The sequence below is a fragment of the Gelria sp. Kuro-4 genome (assembly GCF_019668485.1).
In the GTDB taxonomy this organism is placed as follows: domain Bacteria; phylum Bacillota; class DTU030; order DUMP01; family DUMP01; genus DUMP01.
Map to the genome: position 1 here is coordinate 1,471,072 of NZ_AP024619.1, position 25,398 is coordinate 1,496,469.

At 63.2% G+C, this 25,398-nt stretch carries 25 protein-coding genes; 19 read left to right on the plus strand and 6 right to left on the minus strand.

All coding sequences use genetic code 11. The annotated features are described in order from the left end of the window. The first annotated feature begins 130 nt into the window (after positions 1-130). The 12 genes from K5554_RS07345 (at position 131) to K5554_RS07400 (ending at position 13,833) form a co-directional block, all read left to right on the plus strand. Entirely contained in the window at positions 131-1,648 is a 1,518-nt protein-coding gene (locus tag K5554_RS07345; protein WP_221037863.1) for a UDP-N-acetylmuramoyl-L-alanyl-D-glutamate--2,6-diaminopimelate ligase, read from the plus strand. After that, on the plus strand, positions 1,636-3,036 hold the full coding sequence (gene murF / locus K5554_RS07350; protein ID WP_221037864.1) for a UDP-N-acetylmuramoyl-tripeptide--D-alanyl-D-alanine ligase: 1,401 nt from the start codon (positions 1,636-1,638) through the stop codon (positions 3,034-3,036). Before K5554_RS07345 ends, murF begins: the two co-directional genes overlap by 13 nt. Further along, on the plus strand, positions 3,036-3,995 hold the full coding sequence (gene mraY, locus K5554_RS07355; protein ID WP_221037865.1) for a phospho-N-acetylmuramoyl-pentapeptide-transferase: 960 nt from the start codon (positions 3,036-3,038) through the stop codon (positions 3,993-3,995). The genes murF and mraY overlap by 1 nt, the downstream gene beginning before the upstream one ends. 12 nt (positions 3,996-4,007) lie before the next feature. Further along, on the plus strand, positions 4,008-5,378 hold the full coding sequence (gene murD, locus K5554_RS07360) for a UDP-N-acetylmuramoyl-L-alanine--D-glutamate ligase (protein WP_221037866.1): 1,371 nt from the start codon (positions 4,008-4,010) through the stop codon (positions 5,376-5,378). Next, complete coding sequence (gene ftsW, locus K5554_RS07365) at positions 5,375-6,475, plus strand: putative lipid II flippase FtsW (protein ID WP_221037867.1); 1,101 nt, start codon at positions 5,375-5,377, stop codon at positions 6,473-6,475. The genes murD and ftsW overlap by 4 nt, the downstream gene beginning before the upstream one ends. Before the next feature lie 17 nt (positions 6,476-6,492). Beyond that, a complete protein-coding gene (gene murG / locus K5554_RS07370; RefSeq protein ID WP_221037868.1) occupies positions 6,493-7,605 on the plus strand; it encodes an undecaprenyldiphospho-muramoylpentapeptide beta-N-acetylglucosaminyltransferase in 1,113 nt (370 codons plus the stop codon). Positions 7,606-7,704: 99 nt separating this feature from the next. Further along, positions 7,705-9,096, plus strand: a complete 1,392-nt coding sequence (gene murC, locus K5554_RS07375) for a UDP-N-acetylmuramate--L-alanine ligase (RefSeq protein ID WP_221037869.1) — start codon at positions 7,705-7,707, stop codon at positions 9,094-9,096. Positions 9,097-9,136: 40 nt separating this feature from the next. Continuing rightward, positions 9,137-10,396 (plus strand): UDP-N-acetylglucosamine 1-carboxyvinyltransferase, encoded by a 1,260-nt coding sequence (murA, locus tag K5554_RS07380; protein WP_221037870.1) that lies wholly within the window; start codon positions 9,137-9,139, stop codon positions 10,394-10,396. 5 nt (positions 10,397-10,401) lie between these two features. Next, positions 10,402-11,124, plus strand: coding sequence for a cell division protein FtsQ/DivIB (locus K5554_RS07385; protein ID WP_221037871.1), 723 nt, complete (start codon positions 10,402-10,404; stop codon positions 11,122-11,124). Between the two features lie 54 nt (positions 11,125-11,178). Beyond that, positions 11,179-11,895: a DUF881 domain-containing protein gene (locus K5554_RS07390; RefSeq protein WP_221037872.1), complete on the plus strand. Its 717-nt coding sequence runs from the start codon at positions 11,179-11,181 to the stop codon at positions 11,893-11,895. Next, positions 11,895-12,254 (plus strand): small basic family protein, encoded by a 360-nt coding sequence (locus tag K5554_RS07395; RefSeq protein ID WP_221037873.1) that lies wholly within the window; start codon positions 11,895-11,897, stop codon positions 12,252-12,254. The genes K5554_RS07390 and K5554_RS07395 overlap by 1 nt, the downstream gene beginning before the upstream one ends. Before the next feature lie 181 nt (positions 12,255-12,435). Further along, positions 12,436-13,833 (plus strand): M48 family metallopeptidase, encoded by a 1,398-nt coding sequence (locus tag K5554_RS07400; protein WP_255565321.1) that lies wholly within the window; start codon positions 12,436-12,438, stop codon positions 13,831-13,833. A 252-nt stretch (positions 13,834-14,085) separates the two neighbouring features. On the opposite strand, the gene K5554_RS07405 is transcribed toward K5554_RS07400, so the two are convergent. Genes K5554_RS07405 through yedE form a run of 3 tightly spaced genes read right to left on the minus strand, consistent with a single transcriptional unit; the run spans position 14,086 to position 15,664 of the window. After that, a complete protein-coding gene (locus K5554_RS07405; RefSeq protein WP_221037874.1) occupies positions 14,086-14,361 on the minus strand; it encodes a DUF3343 domain-containing protein in 276 nt (91 codons plus the stop codon). Between the two features lie 9 nt (positions 14,362-14,370). Beyond that, entirely contained in the window at positions 14,371-14,586 is a 216-nt protein-coding gene (locus tag K5554_RS07410) for a sulfurtransferase TusA family protein (protein ID WP_221037875.1), read from the minus strand. Then, positions 14,570-15,664 (minus strand): YedE family putative selenium transporter, encoded by a 1,095-nt coding sequence (gene yedE / locus K5554_RS07415; protein ID WP_255565322.1) that lies wholly within the window; start codon positions 15,662-15,664, stop codon positions 14,570-14,572. Before yedE ends, K5554_RS07410 begins: the two co-directional genes overlap by 17 nt. 185 nt (positions 15,665-15,849) lie before the next feature. On the opposite strand from yedE, the gene K5554_RS07420 reads away from it, so the two are divergent. The 3 genes from K5554_RS07420 to K5554_RS07430 all read left to right on the plus strand — a co-directional run bounded on the left by K5554_RS07420 (position 15,850) and on the right by K5554_RS07430 (position 18,768). Then, a complete protein-coding gene (locus K5554_RS07420) occupies positions 15,850-16,758 on the plus strand; it encodes a selenium metabolism-associated LysR family transcriptional regulator (RefSeq protein WP_221037876.1) in 909 nt (302 codons plus the stop codon). Next, positions 16,759-17,913, plus strand: coding sequence for an aminotransferase class V-fold PLP-dependent enzyme (locus K5554_RS07425; protein WP_221037877.1), 1,155 nt, complete (start codon positions 16,759-16,761; stop codon positions 17,911-17,913). Between the two features lie 204 nt (positions 17,914-18,117). Further along, positions 18,118-18,768 carry a hemolysin III family protein gene (locus K5554_RS07430; protein ID WP_221037878.1) on the plus strand — a complete coding sequence of 217 codons (651 nt, stop codon included), beginning with the start codon at positions 18,118-18,120 and terminating at the stop codon, positions 18,766-18,768. Between the two features lie 88 nt (positions 18,769-18,856). Here the strand turns inward: K5554_RS07430 and K5554_RS07435 are convergent, their stop codons facing one another. The 3 genes from K5554_RS07435 to hisC form a co-directional block, all read right to left on the minus strand. Then, complete coding sequence (locus tag K5554_RS07435; protein WP_221037879.1) at positions 18,857-19,816, minus strand: PLP-dependent cysteine synthase family protein; 960 nt, start codon at positions 19,814-19,816, stop codon at positions 18,857-18,859. Between the two features lie 79 nt (positions 19,817-19,895). Then, positions 19,896-20,126 (minus strand): hypothetical protein, encoded by a 231-nt coding sequence (locus tag K5554_RS07440; protein ID WP_221037880.1) that lies wholly within the window; start codon positions 20,124-20,126, stop codon positions 19,896-19,898. A gap of 149 nt (positions 20,127-20,275) precedes the next feature. Further along, the gene (gene hisC, locus K5554_RS07445; RefSeq protein WP_221037881.1) at positions 20,276-21,343 is read right to left on the minus strand and encodes a histidinol-phosphate transaminase; all 1,068 of its coding nucleotides are present in this window, start codon (positions 21,341-21,343) and stop codon (positions 20,276-20,278) included. 316 nt (positions 21,344-21,659) lie between these two features. Here hisC and ftsZ point away from each other — a divergent pair, with 316 nt between their 5' ends. The 4 genes from ftsZ (at position 21,660) to sigG (ending at position 25,394) form a co-directional block, all read left to right on the plus strand. Further along, positions 21,660-22,739, plus strand: a complete 1,080-nt coding sequence (ftsZ, locus tag K5554_RS07450; protein ID WP_221037882.1) for a cell division protein FtsZ — start codon at positions 21,660-21,662, stop codon at positions 22,737-22,739. Positions 22,740-22,908: 169 nt separating this feature from the next. Continuing rightward, positions 22,909-23,811 carry a sigma-E processing peptidase SpoIIGA gene (locus tag K5554_RS07455; RefSeq protein WP_221037883.1) on the plus strand — a complete coding sequence of 301 codons (903 nt, stop codon included), beginning with the start codon at positions 22,909-22,911 and terminating at the stop codon, positions 23,809-23,811. Between the two features lie 13 nt (positions 23,812-23,824). Continuing rightward, entirely contained in the window at positions 23,825-24,556 is a 732-nt protein-coding gene (gene sigE / locus K5554_RS07460; RefSeq protein WP_370636849.1) for an RNA polymerase sporulation sigma factor SigE, read from the plus strand. Between the two features lie 64 nt (positions 24,557-24,620). Continuing rightward, positions 24,621-25,394, plus strand: a complete 774-nt coding sequence (gene sigG / locus K5554_RS07465; RefSeq protein ID WP_221037885.1) for an RNA polymerase sporulation sigma factor SigG — start codon at positions 24,621-24,623, stop codon at positions 25,392-25,394. Positions 25,395-25,398 lie beyond the last annotated feature (4 nt).

The following is a 25,398-nucleotide window of genomic DNA, read 5'->3' on the forward strand; positions in this document are numbered from 1 at the left end:
GGCAGCAGGAAATACTCAGCCACAGCCGAAATCTCTAGTCGGATTTGCAGCAGCCGTAGAGGAAAACCCTGGATGGGGTACCACGTTAAGGGCTATACTAGGGAGCGGAGGAACTGGGGAGGTCTGAGAGATGCCGAAAAAGCTGCGCGCACTCCTGGAAAACATACCGGTGACCACCCTGGAAGGGCTGGGGCCGGAAGACGATCTCAGCATCAGCCAGATTGCTTATGATTCCCGCCGGGTGGAGCCGGGCGGCCTCTTCGTAGCCGTGCGCGGCTTCCGCCAGGACGGCCATTTTTTCCTGCCGGAGGCCCTGGCCCGGGGGGCGCGGGCGGTGGTGGTCGATCGGCCGGAGGTAGCGGTGCCACCGGGGATTGCCAAGGTGGTGGTGCCGGACAGCCGGCAGGCGTTGCCGGACCTGACGGCGGCTTTTTATGACCACCCTTCCCGCCGGCTGCGCGTGGTGGGGGTTACGGGTACCAACGGGAAAACCACCACCGCTTTTTTGAGTGAGGCCATCTTCCGGGCGGCCGGCTACCGCACCGGGCTCATCGGCACCGTGGAGAACCACGTCGGCGCCGAGGTACTCCCGGTGGAAAGGACCACGCCGGAGTCGCTGGACGTAGAAGAGCTCTTCTGCCGCATGGTAAAGGCAGGCGTTACGCACGCCGCCATGGAGGTTTCCTCGCATGCCCTGGAGCTGGGGCGGGTGAAAAACATCGAGTTCGATGTGGCTGTCTTCACCAACCTTACGCAGGACCACTTGGATTTTCATAAGACCCTGGATAACTACCGGCAGGCGAAGGCTAAGCTTTTTCAGCAGCTCAGCCGGCCCGGCGGTAAAGCCGGCGGGCGCACGGCGGTTATCAACGCCGATGATCCGAGCGGTGCCGCCATGCGCCGGGCCACCCAGGCGCGGGTTCTTACCTACGGGGTCCGGCAGCCGGCCGACATCCGCGCCGGGGATATCGACATCGGGCTGCAGGCGGTGGAGTTCACCCTGCACACCCCAGCCGGCAGCGAGCGCCTGCGGCTTCACCTCACCGGCCTCTTCAGCGTTTATAACGCCCTGGCGGCCTGTGGCGTGGGCCTGGCCCAGAATATTCCCCTGCCGGTGATCAAGCAGGCTCTGGAAGGCCTGCCCGGGGTACCGGGGCGCTTCGAGCTGGTGAAAGAGGGCCAGGAGTTCGCCGTGATCGTAGACTACGCCCACACTCCGGATGGACTGGAGAATATACTGAAAACAGCGGAGGAGTTCGCCCGCGGGCGCATCATCCTTGTTTTTGGCTGCGGCGGCGACCGTGACCGCACCAAACGGCCCATCATGGGGCGGCTGGCGGTGGAGCACGCCGATCTGACCTTCATCACCTCTGATAATCCCCGGAGCGAAGACCCACTGGCTATCATCCGCGAGATTGAGGCGGGGGCCAAGGAAGAAGGATCGCCCAAGGGGAGCTACACCCTGGTCCCCGACCGGCGCGAGGCCATCCGCCAGGCCCTGGCGGCGGCCCGGCCCAAGGACGTGGTCCTCATTGCCGGCAAGGGCCACGAGACGTACCAGATAATCGGCGACCGCACTCTGCCCTTTGATGACCGGCAGGTGGCGCGCGAGTTCCTGAAGGAGATGACGGGGCAATGCAGCCGGTAACGGCAGCCGAGGTAGCCCAGGTTACCGGCGGCCGCCTCCTCTCTGGCGCGGCGGGAACCCCGATCACCGGTGTGGCCAGCGACTCGCGCCGGGTGCGGCCGGGAGACCTTTTTGTGGCGCTTACCGGTGAGCGGGTGGACGGGCACTCGTTTGTGCCGGCCGTGCTGGCCGGCGCGGCGGCCGCCGCGCTGGTCGAGCGGGAAGTTGCGGTGGAGGTGCCGGAAGGCAAGGCGCTTATTGCGGTGGCGGACACCACCGCCGCCCTGCTCGCCTTGGCCGCTTGGTACCGCCGCCGTTTCGCCGTGCGCACCGTGGCCATCACCGGGAGCACAGGCAAAACCACCGCCAAGGACCTCACGGCGGCCGTCCTTAGTACCCGCTATACCACCTTAAAGAACGAAGGTAACCTTAACACCGAGATCGGCCTGCCGCTAACGCTCTTTAACCTGGAGCCGCACCATGAAGCGGCGGTAGTGGAGCTGGCCATGCGCGGGCCGGGACAGATCGCCCGCCTGGCGGAGGTGGCGCAGCCGGAGGTCGGGGTGCTGATCAATGTCGGGCTCACCCACATAGAGGTTCTCGGCTCGCAGGAGAACATCGCCCGCGCTAAGGGTGAGCTCTTGGAGGCCCTGCCGGCTGCCGGCTTGGCCGTCCTCAACGGCGACGATCCTTGGGTGCTCAGCCAGGCGGCCCGCAGCCGGGCGCGCCGGGTGACCTTTGGCCTGGGGGAAGGAGTGGACTTCCGCGCTCAGGGTGTGGAGCCGGTGGGGGCGGAGGGCGTGCGTTTTACGGTGAGCGGCCCCTGCGGCAGCGGTGAGGTGTTTGTGCCCCTCCCGGGCCGCTTTACCGCCTGCAATGCCTTGGCGGCCCTGGCGGTGGGGCACTACTTCGGCCTGAACCTGGATGAGATGCGCGCCGGTTTAAGGGCCTTTCGCCCCTCGGCCATGCGGCTCAACCTCTGCCGGCGCCCGGACGGCACGCTCATCATCGACGACGCTTACAATGCCAATCCCACCTCCATGCGGGGGGCGCTGGAGACGCTGCGGGACCTCGCCGACGGACGGCGGCAGGTGGCGGTGTTGGGCGACATGCTGGAGCTGGGCGCTTACGGCCCGGAGGCCCACCGCGAAATCGGGCGCCGGGCGGTGGAGCTGGGCGTTACCTGCCTGATAACGGGCGGGCCGCTGGCGGCTCACCTGGGCGAGGCGGCGCTGGCAGCGGGCCTTACGCGCGACCAGGTCTTTATTTGTCCTGATGCCGCGGCGGCTGCCCAGGAGGCGAAGCGCCGGGTGCGGCCGGGGGATGCGGTTCTGGTGAAGGCCTCGCGGGGTATGCACTTTGAACAGGTGGCGGCGGCCCTAACAGGAAGAGGTTTGGAGGAGCACTGATGTTAAGTTCTCTGTTGGCGGCGGCGGTGTTCAGCCTGGCGCTTACCCTTACGCTTACGCCGCCTCTTATCAGTTATCTCAGGCGCCTGCACTATGGCCAGGCCATCCGCAGCCAGGGGCCGGCCCGGCACCAGGTGAAGGCGGGCACGCCCACCATGGGCGGAGTGGTGCTGGTGGGGGCGGCAGCCGCCGGTACCCTGCTCTTCGCGCGGGGAGCGCCGGAGACCCTGCCGGCGGTAGGCCTGACGGTGGGATATGCCCTCATCGGGCTTGAGGACGACGCCCGTAAAGCCGTGCGCCGGCGTGCCTTAGGGCTTAAGGCGCGGGAGAAACTGGTCGCTCAGGTTGTCCTGGCCGGCCTGCTGGGGGCCTGGGTGTACTTTCACCCGGCGCTGGGCGGCGGCGTCCGCATTCCCTTCTGGGGGACTGTTCACCCCGGCTGGTGGTACATCCCCTTTATCGTCTTGGTGGTGGTGGGCAGTGCCAACGCCGTCAACCTCACGGATGGCCTGGACGGCCTGGCGGCCGGCACGGCCGGCATCGCCTTTTTGGCTTTTACCTTCATCGCCTTGGGGCAGAATCCAGGGCTTGCCGTCTTTACGGCGGCTTTTGCCGGGGCCTGTGTGGGCTTTCTCTGGTTCAACTCCTACCCGGCGCAGATCTTCATGGGCGACACAGGCTCCCTGGCGCTGGGTGCCGCCTTGGCGGCCACCGCGGTGCTCACCAAAACAGAGATCTGGCTGGCCGTGATCGGCGGCGTTTTTGTGGTGGAGACGCTGTCGGTGATCCTGCAGGTGGTCTACTTTCGGCTCACCGGCGGGCGCATCTTTCGCATGAGCCCCCTGCACCACCACTTTGAGTTGGGGGGCTGGCCCGAACCGGTGGTGGTACGGCGCTTCTGGCTGGGTGGGACGGCCCTGGCCGTCCTCGGCCTGGCCCTCTGGTATTTCGGGGCCTAGGGGGTGCGGAGCATGGAGGATTTTTGTGGCCGGCGCATCTTGGTGGTGGGACTGGCGCGGAGCGGGACCGCCGCAGCCCAGGTGCTGGCCCGGCGCGGGGCGCACGTGGTTGCCACCGACGTGCGGGCGGAACGAGACCTGGGCGCAGCGGTCGCCGGGCTGCGCGTCCTGGGGGTGGAGCTGGTGCTTGGCGGTCACCCGCTGAGTCTCCTGGACAGGGTGGACCTGATCATCGTGAGCCCAGGCGTGCCGGACGACATCCCGCTTCTTCTCGAGGCCGAGCGGCGCCGCCTCCCGGTGCTGAGCGAGGTGGAGCTGGCGGCCCGCCTGTACGCGGGGCCTTATCTTGCGATCACCGGCTCCAACGGCAAAACAACCACCACCAGCTGGGTGGGGTGGACGCTCGAGCAGGCGGGGGTGCCGGCGGCCGTAGCCGGGAACATCGGTGTGCCGGTAAGCCGTACTGTAACCGAACTTGCCCCTGGTACCTGGGTGGTGGCGGAGGTGTCGAGCTTTCAGCTGGCGCGTACCGAGCGCTTCCATCCGCGCGTGGCCGCCGTTTTAAACCTCAGCGAAGACCACCTGGACCGGCATGGCGGCTTCGCCGCTTACCGGGCGGCCAAGGCCCGGATTTTCGCCAACCAGGGGCCCGAGGACTACCTGGTGCTCAATGCCGACGATGAACCGACCCGTACCCTGGCCGGCGCGGCCCCGGCCCACGTGCTCTACTTCAGCCGGCGGCAGCGCCTGGCGGAGGGGGCGTGGCTTGAGGAGGACCGGCTGGTGCTGGGATGGGAGGGGGGGCTGGAGCGTCTCTGCCGGGCGGAGGAAGTGGCCCTGCCCGGCGCCCACAACCTGGAAAACGCCCTGGCCACGGCGCTGCTGGCCCGCTGCGCGGGGGCTGCGCCGGCAGCCATTGCTGCAGCGCTGAGAACTTTTCCCGCCGTGGAGCACCGCTGCGAGTACGTGGCTACGGTGGACGGCGTGCGCTACATCAACGACTCCAAGGGCACCAACCCCGACGCCGCCATTAAGGCCCTGGAAGCCTTTCCCCCGCCTATTGTGCTCATCGCCGGGGGCCGTGAAAAGGGCACCGACCTCGGCGCTCTGGTGGAGGTTATTAAGAACCGCTGCCGGGCGGTGGTGCTGCTGGGCGAAGCCGTGCCCAAGTTTCGCCGCGCCCTGGCGGCCGGCGGCTTCAGTGCCGTTACAGAAGTCGACTCCCTGGCGGCGGCCGTGCGCTCGGCCCGCTCCCTGGCCCGGCCGGGGGACACGGTGCTCCTTTCGCCGGCCTGCGCCAGCTTTGACATGTTTAAGAACTACGAGGAGCGGGGGCTCCTCTTCAAGGCGTTGGTGGCTGAACTTGGGAGGGAGCCGGCATGAAGGAGAAGGGGAGAACTGACTTCCTGATCTTTTTTGCCACCGCCACCCTGCTCGGTCTGGGGATTGTCATGGTCTTCAGCTCCAGCAGCGTGGCCGCCCTGGCCGAGTTCAACGACAGCCTGTATTACCTGAAACGCCAGGCTGTTTGGACCCTCATCGGCTTGGTGGGCATGAGCGTTTTCATGCAGCTGGACTACCATTACCTTAAGCGCTGGGCCTTGCCGGCGCTGGCCGGTGCGGTGCTTCTTTTAGGGCTGGTGATGGTTAAGGACATCGGCGTGGCCGGCGGCGGTGCGCGCCGCTGGCTCCAGGTGGGGCCCCTTAACGTCCAGCCCTCCGAGGTGGCCAAGCTGTGCAGCGTCCTTTTTCTGGCCGCCTTCCTGGCCGACCGGGGAGACAAGATCAGGAATTTCTGGCGCGGCCTGCTGCCGGCGCTGGTCCTTTTGGGCGTGCTCTGCCTGATGATTCTCAAGCAGCCGGACCTGGGAACGGCGGTGGCCCTGGCGGGAACCGCCGGGGTGATGCTGTTTAGCGCGGGGGCGGATCTCAGGCACCTGGCCGGGTTGGGTGCAGCGGCCGTACCGGTGCTCTGGTGGGCCATCATGGGCGAGGAGTACCGGCGGGCCCGCTTCCTAGCCTTTCTGGACCCGGCGGCGGATCCGCAGGGCAGCGGGTACCACATCATCCAGTCCTTGTATGCCTTGGGTTCGGGCGGGCTTTTGGGCGTCGGCCTGGGGCAAAGCCACCAAAAATTCCTCTACCTGCCGGAGCGGCACACTGACTTTATCTTTGCCATCTTAGGTGAGGAGCTGGGGCTCTTAGGAACTTTGCTCGTTCTCGCCCTGTTTTTCCTCTTGGCCTGGCGCGGCTGCCGGGCGGCCATGCTGGCGCCCGACCGCTTCGGCACTCTGCTCGCCATTGGCATAGTAAGCATGGTGGCACTACAGGCACTGGTGAACATCGGGGTGGTGACCGGTTCGCTTCCCATTACCGGTATCCCCCTGCCCTTTATCAGTTACGGCGGCTCATCGCTGGTGTTTTCCCTCGCTGGAATTGGCATTCTGCTCAACATCTCCAGCCAGGGCCGACGGGCGTAGTGTAAGGAGGCTCCGTAATGCGCGTTCTTTTTACAGGCGGTGGTACCGGGGGACACATCTACCCGGCGCTGGCGGTGGCCCAACTCCTGCGCCGGCGGGATTCCCAGGCGGACATTCTCTTTGTCGGTACCGAGCGCGGCCTGGAGCAGGACCTGGTGCCGAAGGCCGGGTTTGCGCTTAAGGCCATCCATTCGGCCGGCCTGCGCCGGCGCCTCACGCTGGCAAATTTAAGCACGCTGGTTCAGAACCTGCGCGGCTTTGGCCAGGCCCTGGCCATTATCCGGCGCTTTCGCCCGGACGTGGTGCTGGGAACGGGCGGCTATGTCACCGTCCCGGTGGTGATGGCTGCCTTTTTGCAGGGCGTTCCGGTTGTGCTGCACGAGCAAAATGCCCTGCCGGGGTTGGCCAATCGGTGGCTGAGCCGTTTTGCCCGGCGGGTTGCCGTGTCGTACGCCGATTCGGCCCGCTACTTTCCCCGGCGCAAGGTTTTGGTGAGTGGCAATCCGGTGCGGGAGGCCGTTTGGCGGCGCACGCGGGAAGAAGGGCGGCAAAACCTGGAAATCCCGGCCGATGCCCGCCTGGTGCTCGTTTTTGGGGGGAGCCGGGGGGCCCGGCCGGTGACCGAGGCCGCCGTGGCGGCGGCGCCGGTACTTCTGAGCCAGCCCGGGAATATGCTACTTGTGGTGACAGGTAGCGGCGATTTTGCTACAATTGAGGAGAAAGTGCGGTGCCTGGGTATACAGCGTTCCGGGAAGGGGAAAATGTTACTAAGACCCTATTTGTACAACATGGAAGACGCCTTGGCGGCGGCAGATGTGGTGGTAACCAGGGCCGGAGCCACCACCATTGCCGAGATCACCGCCCGCGGTATTCCTGCCATCCTGGTGCCCTCGCCTTACGTCACCGCCAACCACCAGGAATTCAACGCCCGGCTTTTGGTACGGCGGGGCGCCGCTCTTATGATCCGGGAAAAGGAACTGAGCGGCGAGCGGCTCGCGCGGGCGATCGAAGACCTCTTGGCCCGGCCGGATGAGCGGGCGCGGATGGCGGCGGCGGCCGGCGCCTTGGGAAAACGCGAGGCGGCAGAAACAATTGCCGACGAGATTGAGCGCCTGGCGCGGAGAAAGTAACACTTGCACCGGTCGGCGCATACAGTACAATGCAGAGTGCCATCGAAAGGTTACCCTGCCGCGCGGAGGAAGTACAGAGTTGGGAAGGAGAGAACCTGAATGCCGAGCAACAAACGCACCATTCACTTCATCGGCATCGGCGGCGCCGGTATGAGCGCCATTGCCAAAGTGCTACTTGAAGCAGGGAATACCATCACAGGTTCCGACCTTAAACGGTCCGAGGCCACCGCGCGGCTAGCCAGAATGGGAGCGACCATTTACATCGGCCACCGGGCGAAGAACCTGAAGCACCCGGACCTGGTGGTGGTATCGTCGGCCATTCCGGCGACCAACGTGGAGCTGGCGGCGGCCAAAGAAGCCGGTATCCCCATCGTCCAGCGTGGCGAGATGCTGGCCGAGCTTATGGACGACCGTAAAGGCATCGCCGTGGCGGGAGCGCACGGTAAAACAACAACGACTTCCATGATTTCTTTGGTTCTGGAACGGGCAGGGCTTGACCCCACCGTTCTCATCGGCGGTGAGCTCAACGACATTGGCGGTAACGCCAAAGTGGGCCGAGGCGAGTACCTGGTGGCGGAGGCCGATGAAAGTGACGGGAGCTTTCTTAAGCTCAGGCCGCACATCGCGGTGGTTACCAATGTGGAGGACGATCACCTGGACTACTACGGCAGTGTGGAAAAAATAGCGGCGGCCTTTGCGACGTTCGTGGCCCGGGTGCCGGGCGCAGGCCTCGCCGTTCTGTGCGCCGACAACCCCACCGCTGCTCACATCGCCGGCGTGTGCCAACGGCGGACAGTAACATATGGGCTTGATAACCCGGCTACCTACGAAGCCCGTAATATCAGCCACCGTACCCTGCACAGCGATTTCGATGTTTTTGAGCGCGGGGCCTACCTGGGATCGCTCAGCTTGAGTGTTCCCGGCCGGCACAACATCCTCAACGCGCTGGCCACGGTGGCCGTGGCACGAGAAGTGGGCGTGGACTTTGCCGTCGTACGGGAGGCCCTGGCCGTGTTTCACGGCGTGCATCGCCGCTTTGAGCTCTTGGGTGAAGTGGGCGGCGTCTACGTGGTGGATGACTACGGCCACCACCCCACAGAGATCAAGGCCACCCTCAGCGCGGCGAAACTGGGGCGCTTCAGCCGCATCATTTGTGTCTTCCAGCCCCACCGCTACACGCGGACCAAGTTCCTGCACAAGGAGTTCGGCGCGGCCTTCGGGCAGGCCGACGAGCTTATCATCACCGGCATCTACTCGGCCGGTGAAACACCGATTGCCGGTGTCAGCTCGGAGCTTATCGTTGACGCGGTGGCGGCGCAGGACGGGCCGCAACCGGTATACATCCCGGAGTTGAAACATATTGTACCGTACTTGCTGGAGCGCGTGCGCCCGGGCGATTTGGTGCTCACTGTGGGTGCCGGCAACATCTGGACGGTGGGCGAGGAACTGGTGGCTGCCCTCAGTCAAGTGAAACGCGCCGCCCAGGCTTAACCCGGGCTTTTGGGAGAGGAGAAACGGGGGTGTTGCCAGCATGGACAGATTTCTTATCACCGGTGGAGCGCCGCTCAAAGGGACCGTCCGTATCGCTGGAGCAAAAAATGCCACCCTCCCTATCATGGCGGCTTCCCTGCTTTGCCCCGGCACCTGTGAGATACACGAGGTGCCGGACCTGCGCGATGTGCGGGTGATGTGCGAAATCCTGAAACTGATGGGCGCCAAGGTGGAAGCGGGCAAGGGGTACTGCCGGATCGACGCCGCCAGCGTGGCGGCGTGTGAAGTACCCGAGAACCTCATGCGCGAGATGCGCTCGTCCATCTTCATCATGGGAGCCCTGCTCGGGCGCTTGGGCAAGGTGAAGGTCTCCTACCCGGGCGGTTGCGCCATCGGGCCGCGTCCGATCGACCTACACCTCAAGGGGCTTTCCGCCCTGGGGGCCAAGATCACCGAGAAACACGGCTATGTCCTGGCCGAGGGCCCGGCCCTGCGAGGGAGCGATGTACACCTGGACTTTCCCAGTGTGGGGGCCACGGAAAACATTATGATGGCGGCGGTGAAGGCCCAGGGAGTGACTGTCATCCGCAATGCGGCGAAAGAGCCCGAGGTGGTGGATCTACAGAATTTCCTCAATAAGATGGGGGCCAAGATCCGGGGTGCTGGTACCGACACCATCAAGATTGAAGGTGTCAGCGACCTTTATCCCACCAGCCATTCCGTGATTCCGGACCGCATCGAAGCCGGCACCTTTATGCTGGCGGCGGCCATGACCCAAGGCGACGTTCACCTGGAAAACGTAATCGCTGAGCACACCGAACCGGTGGCGGCCAAACTGCGCGAGACGGGAGCGGAAGTGGTAAGCAGCGGGGAAGGGATTTACGTAACGGCCCGCCGGCGCCTGCAGGCGGTAGACATAAAGACATTGCCCTATCCGGGGTACCCGACCGACATGCAGCCGCAGACCATGGCCATGCTGAGCGTTGCCGAAGGCACCAGCGTGGCAATTGAAAACATTTTTGTCAATCGCTTCAAACATGTCGATGAACTCCGCCGGATGGGCGCCCAGATCAACATTGAGGGCCGGGCGGCGGTTATCCGGGGCGTGGAGCGCCTGAGCGGCGCCTGCGTAGAGGCCTCCGACCTCAGAGCCGGCGTAGCCCTGGTGCTGGCCGGGCTGGTCGCCGACGGGCAGACGGTGCTGGAGAACGTTTACCATATCGATCGCGGCTACGAGGCCTTGGAGGAAAAGTTGCGGCGCCTGGGTGCTCAGGTACAGCGGCTGAAAGAATCGCGGTGAGACAAATGCTTTCCAAACGGTCCTTCCGCATCCTTCTACTCATATTTGTCATCCTGATGGGAGCGGGCGGCGGGCTGCTGCGCTCCCCTTACTTTGCTGTACGCAGCGTGCAGGTCCTGGGTACCCAGCGGGTGAGCCCGGAGGAGGTTAAGGAACTCACCGGCGTGAGGCCGGGGGTGAACATCTTCAGCCTGCGCGCCGACGAACTGGCCAAAACGGTGAGCGGGCACCCGTGGATAAAGAGCATCGACCTTACACGTCACCTGCCCGGGCAGGTGGTGCTTACGGTTCACGAGCGCCGGCCCTTATTTTTGGTGCCCTACCGAACCTCGTTCCTGGAGGTGGCCGGCGACGGGGTGATCCTGGCTGTCCGGCCCACCTTGAGCGGACAAGCCCTGCCTTTGGTGACTGGTTTTAGCGTTGCAGGCGAGGTGCGCCTCGGCCAGCGCCTATCCGGCCCGGCGGTGGAGCAGATCAGCCGCTGCCTTAAGGGGCTGCCCGCCGACTTTCTGGCCCAGGTGGCCGAGATTCACCTGGATGGGGCGGGGGAATTCACCCTTTATACCTTGAGCAGGCAGCAGATCCTGCTGGGGCAGCCCGAAAACCTGAACCAAAAACTGGCACTTTTGGCGGGAACTTTAGCCGAGCTGAAAGCGCAGGGGCAGGTGGCGGTCACCATCGACGTCAGAAGCGCCAAAGAGGCGGTAGTCCGCCTTAAGCAGAAATAAACCCGGATAGACAAGTGTGCTATAATGAGGTAATGAAACGGAGGTGATCCTACCATGAAGCGCAGCTCACAACTATGGATTACCTTTATCTGTATTATTCTCGGCGTTATTTTAACTGCTCAGCTTAGGACCCAGGCCAGCCTGCGCGGCAACATTCCCACCAAGCGGATCGAGGAGATGGCCAGTCTTCTTAAGCAGGCTGAGTCGGAGCGGGACGCGCTGCGGGTCCAGGTGAACAAGCTTACGGCCCAACTCGATGAGGTGATGACAAAAGAGGAAAGCGTTACCGCCGGCATGCAGGAGGAGCTGGAGCGGGTCCGGCTGATGGCCGGTTTGATTCCGCTGGAAGGCCCCGGCATTGTGGTGACGCTTAACGACAGCACGCGGGTGGCCCAGCCGGGCCAGGATCCGAACCTGTTTCTCATTCACGACGAGGACCTGCTCAAGCTCGTCAACGAGCTGAAGGCGGCGGGCGCCGAGGCCGTTACCGTAAACGGCCAGCGCGTGGTGGCCTCCACAGAGATCCGCTGCGCCGGGCCCACCATTTCGGTAAACAACACGCGCATCGCCCCGCCTTATGTGGTCCAGGCCATCGGCGACCCGGACGGCCTGGAGACAGCCATCAAGATGCGGGGCGGTATCCTGGAGACAGTGCAGTTCTGGGGGATCCAGGTCCAGATAGAGAAAAAGGACAAGCTGACCCTCCCAGCCTATGTGGGCAGCCCGACGTGGCACTTTGCCCGGCCGGTGGCGAAGGAGGCGCAGAGCTGATGTGGGCACCGCTTTTCGGTTTGCTGCTGGGAATTGCTCTCGGGCTGGCCTTTCCCTTCACCTTTCCCTTGGCCTACACCCGCTACGTGGCGGTGGCCATCCTGGCGGCACTGGACTCTGTTTTCGGCGGCCTGCGTGGCAGCATCGAGGAGCAATTCGATCCAGTCATCTTTATCACCGGCTTTTTTAGCAATGCTCTCCTGGCGGCCGGCCTCACCTACCTGGGGGACCGGCTGGGTGTGGAGATCTATTACGCCGCCCTTTTCGCCTTCGGGGTGCGCATCTTCCAGAACCTGGCGGTAATGCGCCGCCACCTGGTAGAGCACTTCCGGCGCAGGCTGGGAGCCAACCTACACTAAAAGAGGGTACCTTGTGCTGGCCATAGCGAACAGCCCGGCGCCTCCGCCTGCCCAGGCCGGCCCCGACTTCCCTCCTGCGCCGCGCCCCGGCCGGTAACCCGGGCCGCCTGTTTACCGCAACCTCCCCCTGCTACGCCTCTTCCCGGCGCGAAGCCGGCTTCCGGTTGAAGTCCCGGTTGATGTGCCGGTGGGTACGCCGGAACGCGCCGGGTGTTACCGTGATGTCCCGGGAATTGTCTGCCGGGAGGCGCTGCAGGGGAAGATAGTATACGAACTTCAAAATGTGGAGGAGGCCCCGCCGGGTGCGGCGGTGCCTGAGGCGCTCGGCAAACCGAGGAGGGGGAGCGTGCGGGGACGAGTGGTGTGGTGGGGGCTTCTTTTGCTGGCGGGCGTGTTCGCGCTGGCTTACCTGTACTTTACGTTGGTGCCGGGGCCGGTGGACCCGGCGGCGCGCCAGTATTTCACCGCAGCGGAGATTGCTGCGGGGCGGCGGTACGCGCAGGCAAACCGGTTGATCTTCATCGTAAGCTTTTTCGTGGAGCTCGCTGTGCTGGCCGGGCTGGTTTTCAGCCCGGCGGCCGCCCGGCTCGGGCACGGTGCAACCCGGCTGGCCCAGGGACGGCCTTTAGTGGCTGGGCTTCTTTTCTTTGCAGCCCTGTGGGTGCTGCTCCGGGCGGTGAACCTGCCCTTTAGCCTTTTGAGCGGCTACTACCTGGAGCACCAGTGGGGCTTTTCCACTGAGAGCCTGGCGGGGTGGTGGGGCGACTACCTTAAGGGCGCCGTGCTTGACTTGATGCTGAGCGGTGCCGGGGTGGTGCTTTTCTTCTGGGCAACCAGGCGCTGGCCGCGCACCTGGTGGTTGGCCGCGGGCGCGTTTCTCGCCGCTTGGATCATAATCGCCAATTACCTCTGGCCGGTGGTGGTGGCGCCGCTCTTTAACCGCTTTACGCCGGCCACGGACCCGGAGGTGGTGGCCATGGTGCAGCGCCTGGCGGAGCGGGCCGACCTTTCCGTGGGCAAGGTTCTGGTGATGGACGCCAGCCGGCGCACCACCAAGGCCAACGCGTACTTCGCCGGCCTTGGCCGGACCAAGCGGATCGTGCTTTACGACACGCTCCTTCGCGACTACCCGCGCGACGAGGTGGAAGCTGTGGTGGCGCACGAGCTGGCCCACTGGAAGCTGGGGCACATCCGGCGCGGGACGGTCTACGGGATAGCGGCGAATTTTGCCCTCTGGCTACTCCTCTTTCTGGTCTTGCGCTTGTCGCTGGACCTGCCGCACCGCGGGCCTTACCCACCGCAGGCCTGGGCGCTGGTGGTGTTCTTTTTTCTCCTGACGTCTTTCATCGGGAACCCCATCACCAACGGCATCTCGCGGCGCATGGAGGCGGCCGCCGATGCGTACTCGGTAAAGCTCACCGGCGATCCCCGAGCGGTGGTACGCCTGCAGGTGGACTTGGCGCGGCGCGACCTGGCCGACATTTCCCCGCCGCCTTTCATCGAGTGGTTCACCTACACGCATCCCAGCACCATGCGCCGCATCGAGGCCGTGGTTGCTTTGTCTCCACGCCGTCCATGAGGGCGAGGTAATTCCCGCCGTCCAGCTGGAGCTCGTGGCTAAGGGCGACGCCTCCGGACGGGGTGAGCGGCGGCTCCAGCTTAAGTGCCGTGTCCCTTCTTCCTGCGCCGGTTGAAAGGAGGGATGCTTTTTTGTAACCAGCCGCGAAGGTCGGCGGCCATACGTCAGAAGTTCTTCAGGGTGACAAAGTGACATCCCATGGGCGAGAATGAAGGCACCAGAGAGAAAAACCCGGCCGGCAGTCTTTCAGGACTACCGGCCGGGCGAAGGTGCCAGGCACCGGGGTTTTGCTCCCGGCACGAGGCGGTAGATCTCTTCGTATTCCACGTCTAGAGCGGCCAGCGAGGCAACAAGTTTTGTCGCGTCCTGGTCAGGCAGGCGCGCGGCGAGCCCACAGCTGGAGCTTATCTCCCGCGGCACGGGCACTAGCTTAGCTGCCCCTTTTTCCTTAAAAGCGCTGTCGAACTTAAGGGCTGCATGGGTGCTGGGGAAGGTAATCACCAGGTACGGTTGGGCGGGGGTGTCCATGTTCCCACCCTACCCTTTGGTGATGCGGATAAGGTAGTCATCACCTGCGGCACCAAGCTCAACTCGGCAGCCGGTGTTCCGGGCGAAGCGCAGCACATTGTCCCGGGCGGCGGGGTTATCGACCAGCACCTCCAGCTGGCCCGCTGTGAGGCTGGCCAGCGCCTTTTTGGTTAGCACCACCGGCTGGGGGCAGGAGAGCCCCCGTGCATCAACCCTGTGCGGCATAGGAAGCATCCTCCTTCCGGCTGCCGGCGCGGGCAGCCCGGGGTAGATTGAAGTAGCCGATGGCGGTGACGACCAGAAGGCCGATGATCACCGCTACTTTACCGCCCACAGGGACCCCACTGGGCGAGGCGGCCAAGGAAAAGTTGTGGGCAAAGGCGGCGCCCACGAGCATGCCTAGGAAGGTGAGGGCGGCGTCGGTATCGCCCTCGCCGGCCAGGATGCACTGCCGGAGCGGACAACCGCCTAAAAGCACCGAACCATAGCCGGCGAGGAACATACCGAGGAAGTTCCACAGGACGTCGCTGTGGGCGATGGGCTGACCTACAAACCCGAGCTTAAACTGGCCGACGGTGAGATTGAGTCCCAAGGCAACCAGAAAGATGGCGACAAACCCTACGAAGAGGTGCGGGTCGCCAATGAGGAAGAGGTCACGGATGCCCCCGGCCATACAGAGGCGCGAGCGCTGGGCCAGGGCACCGATGACGAGGCCGGCGAGGAGGGAGAAGTAAAAAGGCGCGTGTGCGGCGCCCGGGCCCTTGGCGCTGAAGAAGATGAAGGGCGGCGCAACCAGGACGAAAAGCAAAAGCACCACGGCTACTCCCGGCAGGATGAAACCGTTCACCGGTGCCAGCCGCCCGGCCTTGCCTAGGGAAAAGCCGTTTTTTATGTAGATGAGTCCGACCCAAATGCCGGCGGCAAAGCCGAACAGGGCGACGACGGCGTTCAAGTCACCAGCGGCCAGGCGGAGCACCATGCGCAACGGGCAGCCCAGGAAAACGAGGGCACCGACCATCACAAAGAAGCCCAGAAAACAGCGCTGCAAGGACGCCGAACCGCCCCGGGCGCGGAACTCGCCCGTCGCCAGGGCCACCAGGGTGGAGCCGAGAATAAAGCCCGGCACTTCCGGCCGGAGGTACTGGACGATCTCCGCCCGGTGGAGCCCCAGGCCGCCGGCGATGTCCCGGATAAAGCAGGCGACGCACACCCCCATGTTCGGCGGATTTCCAAACTTCATGAGCAGTACGCTTAAGAGACCGATGACCGCTCCTGTCCCCAGAACCAGCTTCTTTTCGTTCACCGGCAATACCACCTCTTGTGAAGATTATAACAGAACACCACTTCAATTATAGGGCAGCCGGTAAAGGGCGACAAATACAAACTATTGATCTTGCCGAAGTTACCCATCAAGAAAAACAATAGGTCATTGACAAGGCCTGGCAGCTATAGGATACTGATTCCAGGAGAAATCAGGGGGTACGCAGGGTGGAACTGAAGCAGCTGGAGATGTTCCTTGAGATCGCCAGGCAGGGAACGTTTACGGAAGCGGCCAAGACGCTCTACATTTCGCAACCGACGATCAGCATGCAGATGGCAGCGCTGGAGAAAGAACTGGGGGCGAAACTCTTTGAACGCCAGGGCCGAAGGAACGCGCTGACCCCGGCCGGGAAGATGTTCCTTAGGTATGCGACGGATATCCTGATGCTGCGCGCCAAAGCGGTCAAAGCCGTGAGCGCCTACTCCCGGGAGATTGCCGGTACGGTGAATGTGTGGGCCAGCAGCGTACCGGCCGACTACCTGCTCCCCCGCTTCCTGCCGGACTTCTTGCGGCAGCACCCACGCGTTTTCATCAACCTGGCCCGCTCCGACTCGCAGGAGGTGTGGGAGAAGGTGGCGGGTTACGCGGCCGACCTAGGCGTGGTGGGTACGCTTGGGGACGGGGCAGAGATCGGGTACGTGCCCTTCTTGGCCGACCACATTATCGTGGTGGCGGCACCCGAGGGCAAGTACGGGCGATGGGGGCCGGAAATCGGGGTGGAGACACTTTTGGCCGAACCCCTGGTAGTGCGGGAGGTGGGGTCGGGGACCCAGCACACCTTTGAACAGGCCCTGGCGGAGAAGGGGTTCCCGGCTGCAACCCTGCACGTGGTGGCCCGCCTGCAGAGCACGGAGGCGGTTAAAGCCGCGGCGGCGGCCGGCCTGGGCCTAGGGGTTATCTCCGAGCTCGCGGCCCGACGGGAACTTGCGGCTGGCACGCTGCGCGGTTTCCGGGTCAAGGACCTTAACCTCAGGCGCCAGTTCTACCTGATCACCCATAAGCAGAAGGTGCTTTCGCCGGCGACGGAGGCGCTCCGGTGCTACCTGATAGAAAAGGCGGGAGAGGAGGAAACATAGGTGCTGTATTTTGATAACGCGGCCACGTCCAACCCCAAGCCCGAGGTTACCTGGCAGGCCATGGAGCACTACATGAGGGATGTTGGGTGTAACCCGGGTCGGGGCGGCTATGCCGGCAGCATCGCGGCGGGCCGGATTGTCTTCATGGCCCGGGAGCGGCTCATGACCCTGTTCAATGCTCCTTCCGAAAAACAGGTCATCTTCACCCCCAACGTCACCTATGCCTTGAATTTCGCCATCAAAGGCCTCCTTACGCCGGGGGATCACGTGATCCTGAGCAGCATGGAACATAATTCCGTGGTGAGGCCGCTCCGGTTTATGGAAAAGAACTGCGGGGTGGAGCTTTCCGTTGTTCCGTGCGACCGCGCCGGGAGGCTCAATCCAGAGGACATCCGCCGGGCACTGAGAAAAAACACCAAACTGGTTGTGCTCACCCACGCCTCCAATGTTACGGGAACGATTCTGCCCGTAAACGAAGTGGCCGCCATCGTCCGGCAGACAGATGCCTTTTTCGTCCTCGACACGGCGCAGACGGCCGGGGTGCTGAGCATCGACTTTCAGGAGCTGGGCCTCGATTTCCTTGCCTTTACCGGGCACAAGTCCCTCTACGGCCCGCCTGGGACGGGCGGCTTTGTCGTCAGCGAGCGGGCTGCAGAGCGCCTGATCCCATTGGTGGAGGGGGGCACGGGCAGCAAGTCCGACCAGGAGGAACAGCCGGACTTCCTTCCCGATAAATTCGAGGCCGGCACGGCCAACACCGTGGGCATTGCCGGCCTGGGCGCCGGGGCTCAGTTTGTCCTCGGCACCGGCTTGGAGAAGATCCGGGAGCACGAACAACATTTAACCCGGCTCTTCCTGGCTGGCATACGGGAGATTCCAGGCGTGCAGGTGTACGGGCCGGCAAAGGTGGAGGAACGGGTGGCTACCGTTTCGCTCACCCTGGGTGGGGCCGATTTAGGGGAGGTAGCCGCGGTTTTGGACGCGGAGTACGGGATTATGGTGCGTTCCGGCCTGCACTGCTCGCCCCTGGCGCACCGGACCCTCGGCACCTTCCCGGCCGGTACCCTGCGCTTCAGCTTCGGCTACTTCAATACGGAAGAAGAAGTGCAGACGGCGGTAGAGGCCTTGCATACACTGGCAAGACAATACTGCTAAGCGGCTGGCAGCGCGCGGCCGCTGCCGGGTCCCAAAAAGAACCGGCTCCCCAGCGAGGAGGGGAGCCGGTGTCTAGTTGCAAAGGTTTCCCGAGTGCCCGGCGCCTGGGTTTCCAGGCGAACGGCAGGATTCTGGCCGCCTTTGCCGAATGGTTCAAGGGACAACAGCTTACTGAGCAGGCGCCACCGCGAAAGGAGCCGAGCTATGCCGACCCAGCGCAGACTGTTTCGCGAGCCGTTTAACGGCTTTTCCCATTCGGCGGGCGCCGGACTGTCCGTGTGGGGCCTGGTGGTCCTCATGCTGGCGGCCGCTCGGTCAGGCTCCAGCGCCCGCATAATTGCTTACGCGGTTTACGGGGCCAGCCTGATCATGCTCTACACTGCCAGCAGCGTGTATCACCTTTTGCTTGTTCCGGAGAAAGTAACGAGGGCGCTGCGCTATGTTGACCACATGATGATTTATTTTCTCATCGCCGGGACTTATACGCCCATTTGCCTTTTAGTCCTGCCCGGTAGCTGGGGACGGAACATCCTCATCGGCATTTGGGCACTGGCCGGTGCGGGGATGGTTACGACAGGCTTATGGCTGAATGCCCCGCGCTGGCTGTCCACCCTGATTTATGTATTGATGGGGTGGGCGATCATCATCGCTACGCCCCCGCTGCTCCGGTCCTTGGGCAGGGCCGCCTTCGCTTGGCTACTGGCGGGCGGTCTTTTTTACAGCGTAGGTGCCTTCATTTATGCCACCAAGCGGCCGAACTTTGCTGCCAAGATCCTGGGATTTCACGAGCTCTTTCACCTGTTCATTTTAGCCGGGAGCTTCTGCCACTACTGGCTGATACTGAAGTATGTGTAGGTGCCGAGCGCCTAGCAGATGTCCCCAGGTGCCTGGTACCATTACCGGCTGATTTTGCCATTGGACACATCGGAAGCCGAGCTTCTACCTACAAATACAGGTCAGTGCTCAGGTACTTCAGACCAGAATCGTTGATGGTAAGGGCGACGGTACTCCACCGCTCTGGGCCGCGCAGGAGTTTAAGAGCGGCGGCGACGTTGGCGCCGGAGGAGAAACCGGCAAAGATTCCCTCCAGCCGGGCGAGCTCGCGCGCGGCGGCCATGGCCTCCTCGTCGCTCACGGCCAGATAACCGTCGACGAGCTCCTTTTCCAGAAGCGGCAGGTCCATATTGTACCCCCCGCCCTGGATGCGGTGGTTGGGATTGGTGACGGGCCGCCCGGCCAGGTGGGCGGCCGTGGCCGGCTCGACCACATAGCAGCGGACGGCGGGGTTATGTCTCTTTAGCGCCAGCGCGCAGCCGGCAAAGGTGCCACCGGTGCCGGCGAAGTCCACGTAGGCGTCGATCTTTCCCTCCGCCTGCGCCCACATTTCTTCGCCGGTGTGAAGCTCGTGGGCGCGCACGTTGGCGTCGTTGTTGAACTGGTCGGCGCGGAAGGCGCCCCTTTCCTGCACGATGCGCTCTGTTTCTTGTTCGACCAGCGCCAGGTCCTCGCCCGAGACCTGGCCCGCCGGCGAGCCGGGCGCCTGGTCCACCAGGACCACCTCCGCCCCCAGCGCCCGCATCATGCGTGCCCGCTCCGGCGAGTTGCCTTTGGACATCACGGCTACGAACTTATAGCCTTTCACGGCGCAGACGATGGCGAGGCCCGTGCCCGTGTTGCCGCTGGTGAGCTCCACCACCGTCTGCCCCGGCTTGAGCGCGCCGCTTCTTTCCGCCTCTTCGATAATCTGAAGAGCGATGCGGTCCTTTTTGCTGTAGCCCGGGTTCAGGTACTCCAGCTTGGCGTAAATGTGTCCTGTCAGTCCGTGTGCCCGGACGAGGCGCTCCAGGTCTACCAAAGGAGTTTCACCGATGGCCTCCACCACGCTGGGCAAAAGTTTCCGCACGCTCTCCACTTCCTTTCCGACTACCTTACACCACGGCCGGCGTACTGCACCTAACCCCCACGCCGACCGGCTTTGTCCTTTACTTCGCCGCAGTCTCCGCCTTTTCCTCTTTCCGCTCGGACTTCAGCTCTCTTATTTGCTCGGCAAGATAAACAGTGCAGCCCACAATTAAGCCGCTCAAGAAGACTATGCCCAGGTATATCGGTTTCAGGTTGGATTCTGCCCACGGAAAAAGCAGGTTGGCCAGCGGATAGCCTTGCCATAAGACGAAGACGTGAAAGAAGACCATTGTAATCAAAACGGATTTCAACTTGCCTCACCCTCCTGTTTTTCCAGGTGCCCGGCACCTGGGAAAAAGTAGATGCCGCCAGAGGCGCTGCCCGGGTTTTTCCAGGTGCCCGGCACCTGGGAAAAAGTAGATGCAGGCGTTTGCCCGCGCTGGCTAAGCGGTGCCGCCGGTCAAGCTAGGGCCGCGGCCAGGGCTTTCAGGAAGACGGCGTTCTCTTCCGCCGTGCCGGTGCTGACGCGCAGACAGCTTTTAAGGAGCGGGTCGCGGCTGACGTCCAGGATGAGGACGCCGGCGGCGAAGAGCTTGCGCCATACCGTGCTGGGCGGCTGGGGCACGGTGAAGAGGATGAAGTTGGTGTGGGTGGGGAAGGGGTGTACGCCCGGGAGGGCGGCCAGGCCCTGCCAGAGCTTGTCCCGCTCGGCAAGGAGGGCGGCCACTTGGGGCTTGAAGAGGGGGGCGTTTTCCACCGCGGCCTGGGCCAAGCCCTGGGTGAACATGTTCACGTTGAAGGGCAGCCGCACCCGGTCGAGCGCGGCCACCACCTCCGGCACGGCGATGACGTACCCCAGGCGCAGGCCGGCCAGGCCGAAGGCCTTAGAGAGGGTCCGCATCACCGCTAGGCGCGGGTTGCGGGCCACCTCACCGGCCAGGGTGGTGCCGGCATATTCGTAGTACGCTTCGTCCACCACCAGGAGTGATTCGGTTTCGGCAAGAATCCTCAGCAGGGCCTCCCGGGGAATGAGATTGCCCGTTGGGTTGTTGGGGTTGACGATGAAGACGACACCGGGCTTTTCCTTCGCAAGCCGAACGACCTGTTCAATATCCAGGGCAAAGGGGTCGGCACTTTCGGCCGGTGCCAGCGGCACCTCCACCAGCTCCGCCCCGCTCAGGATGGCCTCGCGCCGGAAGGTGACGAAGGTGGGGCGGGGGACGATGACGCGCCGGCCGTTTCCACCGAAGGCGGTAAGGAAAAGGTGGATGATCTCATCCGACCCGTTGCCGCAGAAAACCATCTCCGGCCTTACCCCGGCGTAGGCGGCCAGGGCCGAACGCAGGGCGGAGGCGCCGCTGTCGCCGTAGCGGGCGAAGTTGAGCCGCCCGGCGATATCCACGGCCGCCCGGCGCACCGGCTCGGGCAGCGGGAAGGGGTTCTCGTTCATGTCGAGCTTTACCTTGGCCCCGCTGGGGAAGGGTTGGTAGGGCGGCAGGGCGGCCGCCTCTTTCCGCAGGAGTTCCACGGCTGATGCACCTCTTTTCATAGCATAGCGTGTCGGTAGGAGCATTTGCTCGATCCTTCTGGGCCGGAGTAGGGTAGTGATGTTTTGAGGGCATGCGAATACTTTCGCCGGACCGGTACGAATTCCTGCTGCCTTGCAGCGGCCAAAGGGTTTTGCCGGAGTCTTTAACAATTCGAGGGAAAATGCTTGACCCTCGAGTCGGGCCCGATCTGGCAGGATCAGGTTGATAAAAAAATTCCAGGGAAAAAAGGGAATTTCAGCCGCATGTTGAATTCTATTAGGCAGCAGGCTAGAGAGCTGAGGAGGGCGCCAGTTTATGCTGGAATTCGATATGGATACGGACCGTTTTGCCGATATCAAGGTTATCGGCGTAGGTGGCGGCGGTAACAACGCCGTGAACCGCATGATTGCCTCCGGGCTTAAGGGAGTAGAGTTTATCTCCGTAAACACCGACGCCCAGGCGCTCCTGTTATCCCAGGCCAACCGCAAGATTCAGATCGGCGAGAAGCTCACCAAGGGCCTGGGGGCCGGGGCCAACCCGGACATCGGCAAGAAAGCGGCGGAGGAGAACCGGGAACTTTTGCAAGAGTCACTCAAGGGAGCGGACATGGTGTTTGTAACCGCCGGCATGGGTGGCGGGACGGGCACCGGTGCCAGCCCCACCGTGGCTGAGGTGGCCAAGGAGATGGGCGCACTCACGGTGGGCGTGGTCACCAAGCCGTTCACCTTTGAGGGGCGCCGGCGCATGATGCAGGCAGAAAAGGGCATCGCTGAACTGAAGGAAAAGGTGGACACCCTGATCATCATCCCCAACGACCGCCTGCTGCAGGTGGTGGAAAAACGCACCTCCATTGTGGACGCCTTCCGCGTGGCCGACGACGTGCTGCGCCAGGGCGTGCAGGGGATTTCCGACCTCATCACCGTGCCCGGCCTTATTAACCTGGATTTTGCCGATGTCAAGACCATTATGGTGGACACCGGCTCCGCCCTCATGGGGATCGGCCGGGCGAGCGGGGAGAACCGCGCGGTGGAGGCGGCGCGCATGGCCATCTCCAGCCCCCTCCTGGAGACATCCATCGACGGGGCCAAAGGCGTGCTGCTTAACATCACGGGCGGGGCCAGCCTGGGCCTGTTCGAGGTAAACGAAGCGGCGGCCATTATTTCCGAGGCCGCCGATCCGGATGCGAACATCATCTTCGGGGCTGTTATCGATGAAACCATGGAGGACGAGGTAAAGGTTACCGTTATCGCCACCGGCTTCGAGCCGCGGGCGGGCCGCCGCGGGGAGAAGGACAAGGATAAAGATAAGGATAAATTCCTGCGCGACCTCGACATCCGCCCCTTCGCCAGCGACGAGCTCGACATCCCACCCTTCCTGCGCCGGGGCCAGGTCTAACAAATAAATTCCTTACGGTGAAAGACGCGGTCGGCCGCGTCTTTTTTCTGATGCGGGAAATGACATTTTTTGCCAGAGAGGACAGCTATAATGGAGGTGTACTAGAGGCGGCCCGGGTCTCATACACATGTTAAGGTAGAAGTAGGTACATTTGCCAGGAGGCACGGCCGTGCGTTATGTTTATTTAGACGTCCTTGTCGCCATTAACCTGGTGATGAACCTCATTATTCTTTTCCTCACTTCCTGGCTGGCCCAGGTTCCGGCACGCCTCGGGCGCCTCCTTCTGGGCGCGGCGGTGGGAACGGCGTACGCGGTGTACCTTGTGCTCACCCCCTCCACCCTGGGGGTGGGATGGGTGGCCAAGGTGCTTTTTTCCGTACTGATCCTGGCGGCTACCTTTGTTCCCGCGTCCCCGGTTCGCTTTTTGCGTGCCGCCGGCTACTTCTACTTACTGTCGTTCACGCTGGGCGGGGCGGCCCTGGCCGTGTACTACCTGGGTCAGGGCCCGGCTGTTGAAACCAGCGGGCCGCTCCCCGGCATCCCCTGGTGGACGCTGTTGCTGGGCTTGGCAGTAACAGTGCCGGCGGCGCGGCTGGCCTGGCTGTACCTGAGCCGGCGGCGCTGGCAAAAGGAGGTGCAGGCCAAGCTTACCATCCGCTGGGGGAGCCGCGAGGCCGAACTGAAGGCGATCTTGGATAGCGGCAACCTCCTGGTCGACCCGCTTACCGGGGCGCCGGTGGTGGTGGCGGAAGCCGCGGCCCTCTCCTTCCTGGTGTCGCCGCGTTTGCTGGCCGCCCTTAAGGAGGGCCTTGACCTGGACAGGTTGAGCCAGGTGCTGGCGGCAGAACCTGAAGCGCACCGCTTTCGCATTATACCGTTTGATTCCCTGGGGCAGACCAACTCCTTGCTTTTGGCCTTTCGCCCGGATCAGGTGGGGGTTACCTATGCCGGGCGGAAAACGAAGATCCCGCGGGCCGTAGTAGGCCTGGCGCTGCAACGCCTGTCGCCCGAGGGTGCCTACCAGGCCCTTGTTAATCCGCAGGTGCTTGCCCCATACCTGGATGAGGCTTGAGGGGGAGATGCGCATGAAGCCTTTCTCGGCTGCCGGCCGCCTGGCGGTACGGCTTTTTCTCATCCGGCTGCTGCAATTTCTCGGCATTGAGCGTCGCGCCCTTTGGTATGTGGGCAGCAGTGAAGCCCTGCCACCCCCGCTTACCAGCGCGGAGGAAGGGTACCTCCTGGAACGGCTGCAGCGCGGCGACAAGGCCGTAAAAAGCCTGCTCATCGAGCACAACCTGCGGCTCGTGGTTTACATTGCCCGCAAGTTCGAAAACACCGGCGTCGGGATAGAGGACCTGGTGTCCATCGGCAGCATCGGGTTGATCAAAGCGGTAAATACCTTTAACCCGGCGAAAAAGATCAAGCTGGCCACCTACGCCTCGCGCTGCGTGGAGAACGAAATCCTCATGTTCCTTCGCCGCAACAACAAGGTACGTTCAGAGGTGTCCTTTGACGAGCCGCTGAACATCGACTGGGATGGGAACGAGCTCCTCCTGTCCGATGTTTTGGGGACCGAGGGCGATATTATCTCCCGCTCCGTAGAGGAAGAAGTGGACAAAAAACTGCTCCACCAGGCCCTGCAAAAACTTTCAGCGCGGGAAAAACTGATCATGGAACTGCGTTTCGGCTTGAAGGGTAGTCCGGAAAAGACGCAAAAAGAGGTGGCGGACCTTTTGGGTATTTCACAGTCTTATATTTCACGTTTAGAAAAACGGATCATCAAACGCTTGCGCCGCGAAATCAAGCGCATGGAGTGACGAGGCATAAAACCCCTCTCGCCTGGCAATACTGGGACTAGGCAGCCTTCCGGGAGGGGTTTTGGTGTTAGCGAACAAAGTTGAAATCTGTGGCGTCAACACAGCGAAACTCCCGGTGCTTTCCAACGCCAAGATGCGGGAGCTGTTCCGGGCGCTCGAGGGCGGAGACAGCTCGGCCCGCGAAAAACTGATCAGCGGCAACCTGCGCCTGGTGCTGAGCGTGATCCAGCGCTTTAACAACCGGGGCGAAAACGTGGACGATCTCTTCCAGGTGGGTTGCATTGGTCTCATGAAGGCCATCGATAACTTTGACCTTAATCAAAACGTGAAGTTCTCCACCTATGCGGTGCCCATGATCATCGGTGAAATTCGCCGCTACCTCAGGGACAACAACCCGATTCGCGTCTCCCGCTCCCTGCGCGACATCGCCTACAAGGCGCTCCAGGTGCGCGATTCCCTGGTGAACCGCTACGCCCGGGAACCGTCCGTGGGTGAGATCGCTCACGAACTCAAGGTACCGCGCGAAGAAGTGGTGTTCGCCCTGGACGCCATCCAAGAGCCCATCTCGCTTTTTGAACCGGTGTACCACGACGGCGGCGACCCGATCTTCGTGATGGACCAGGTGAAGGACGAAAAGCAGCAGGATGCAAACTGGCTGGAGGACCTGGCGGTGCGCGAGGCGATGAACAAACTGAACCCGCGCGAGCGGCATATCCTCAATCTCCGTTTCTTTCACGGCAAGACCCAGATGGAAGTGGCCGAAGAGATTGGCATCTCCCAGGCCCAGGTCTCACGGCTCGAGAAGGCTGCGCTGCAGCGGCTGCGCCGCTACATTTAGGGAG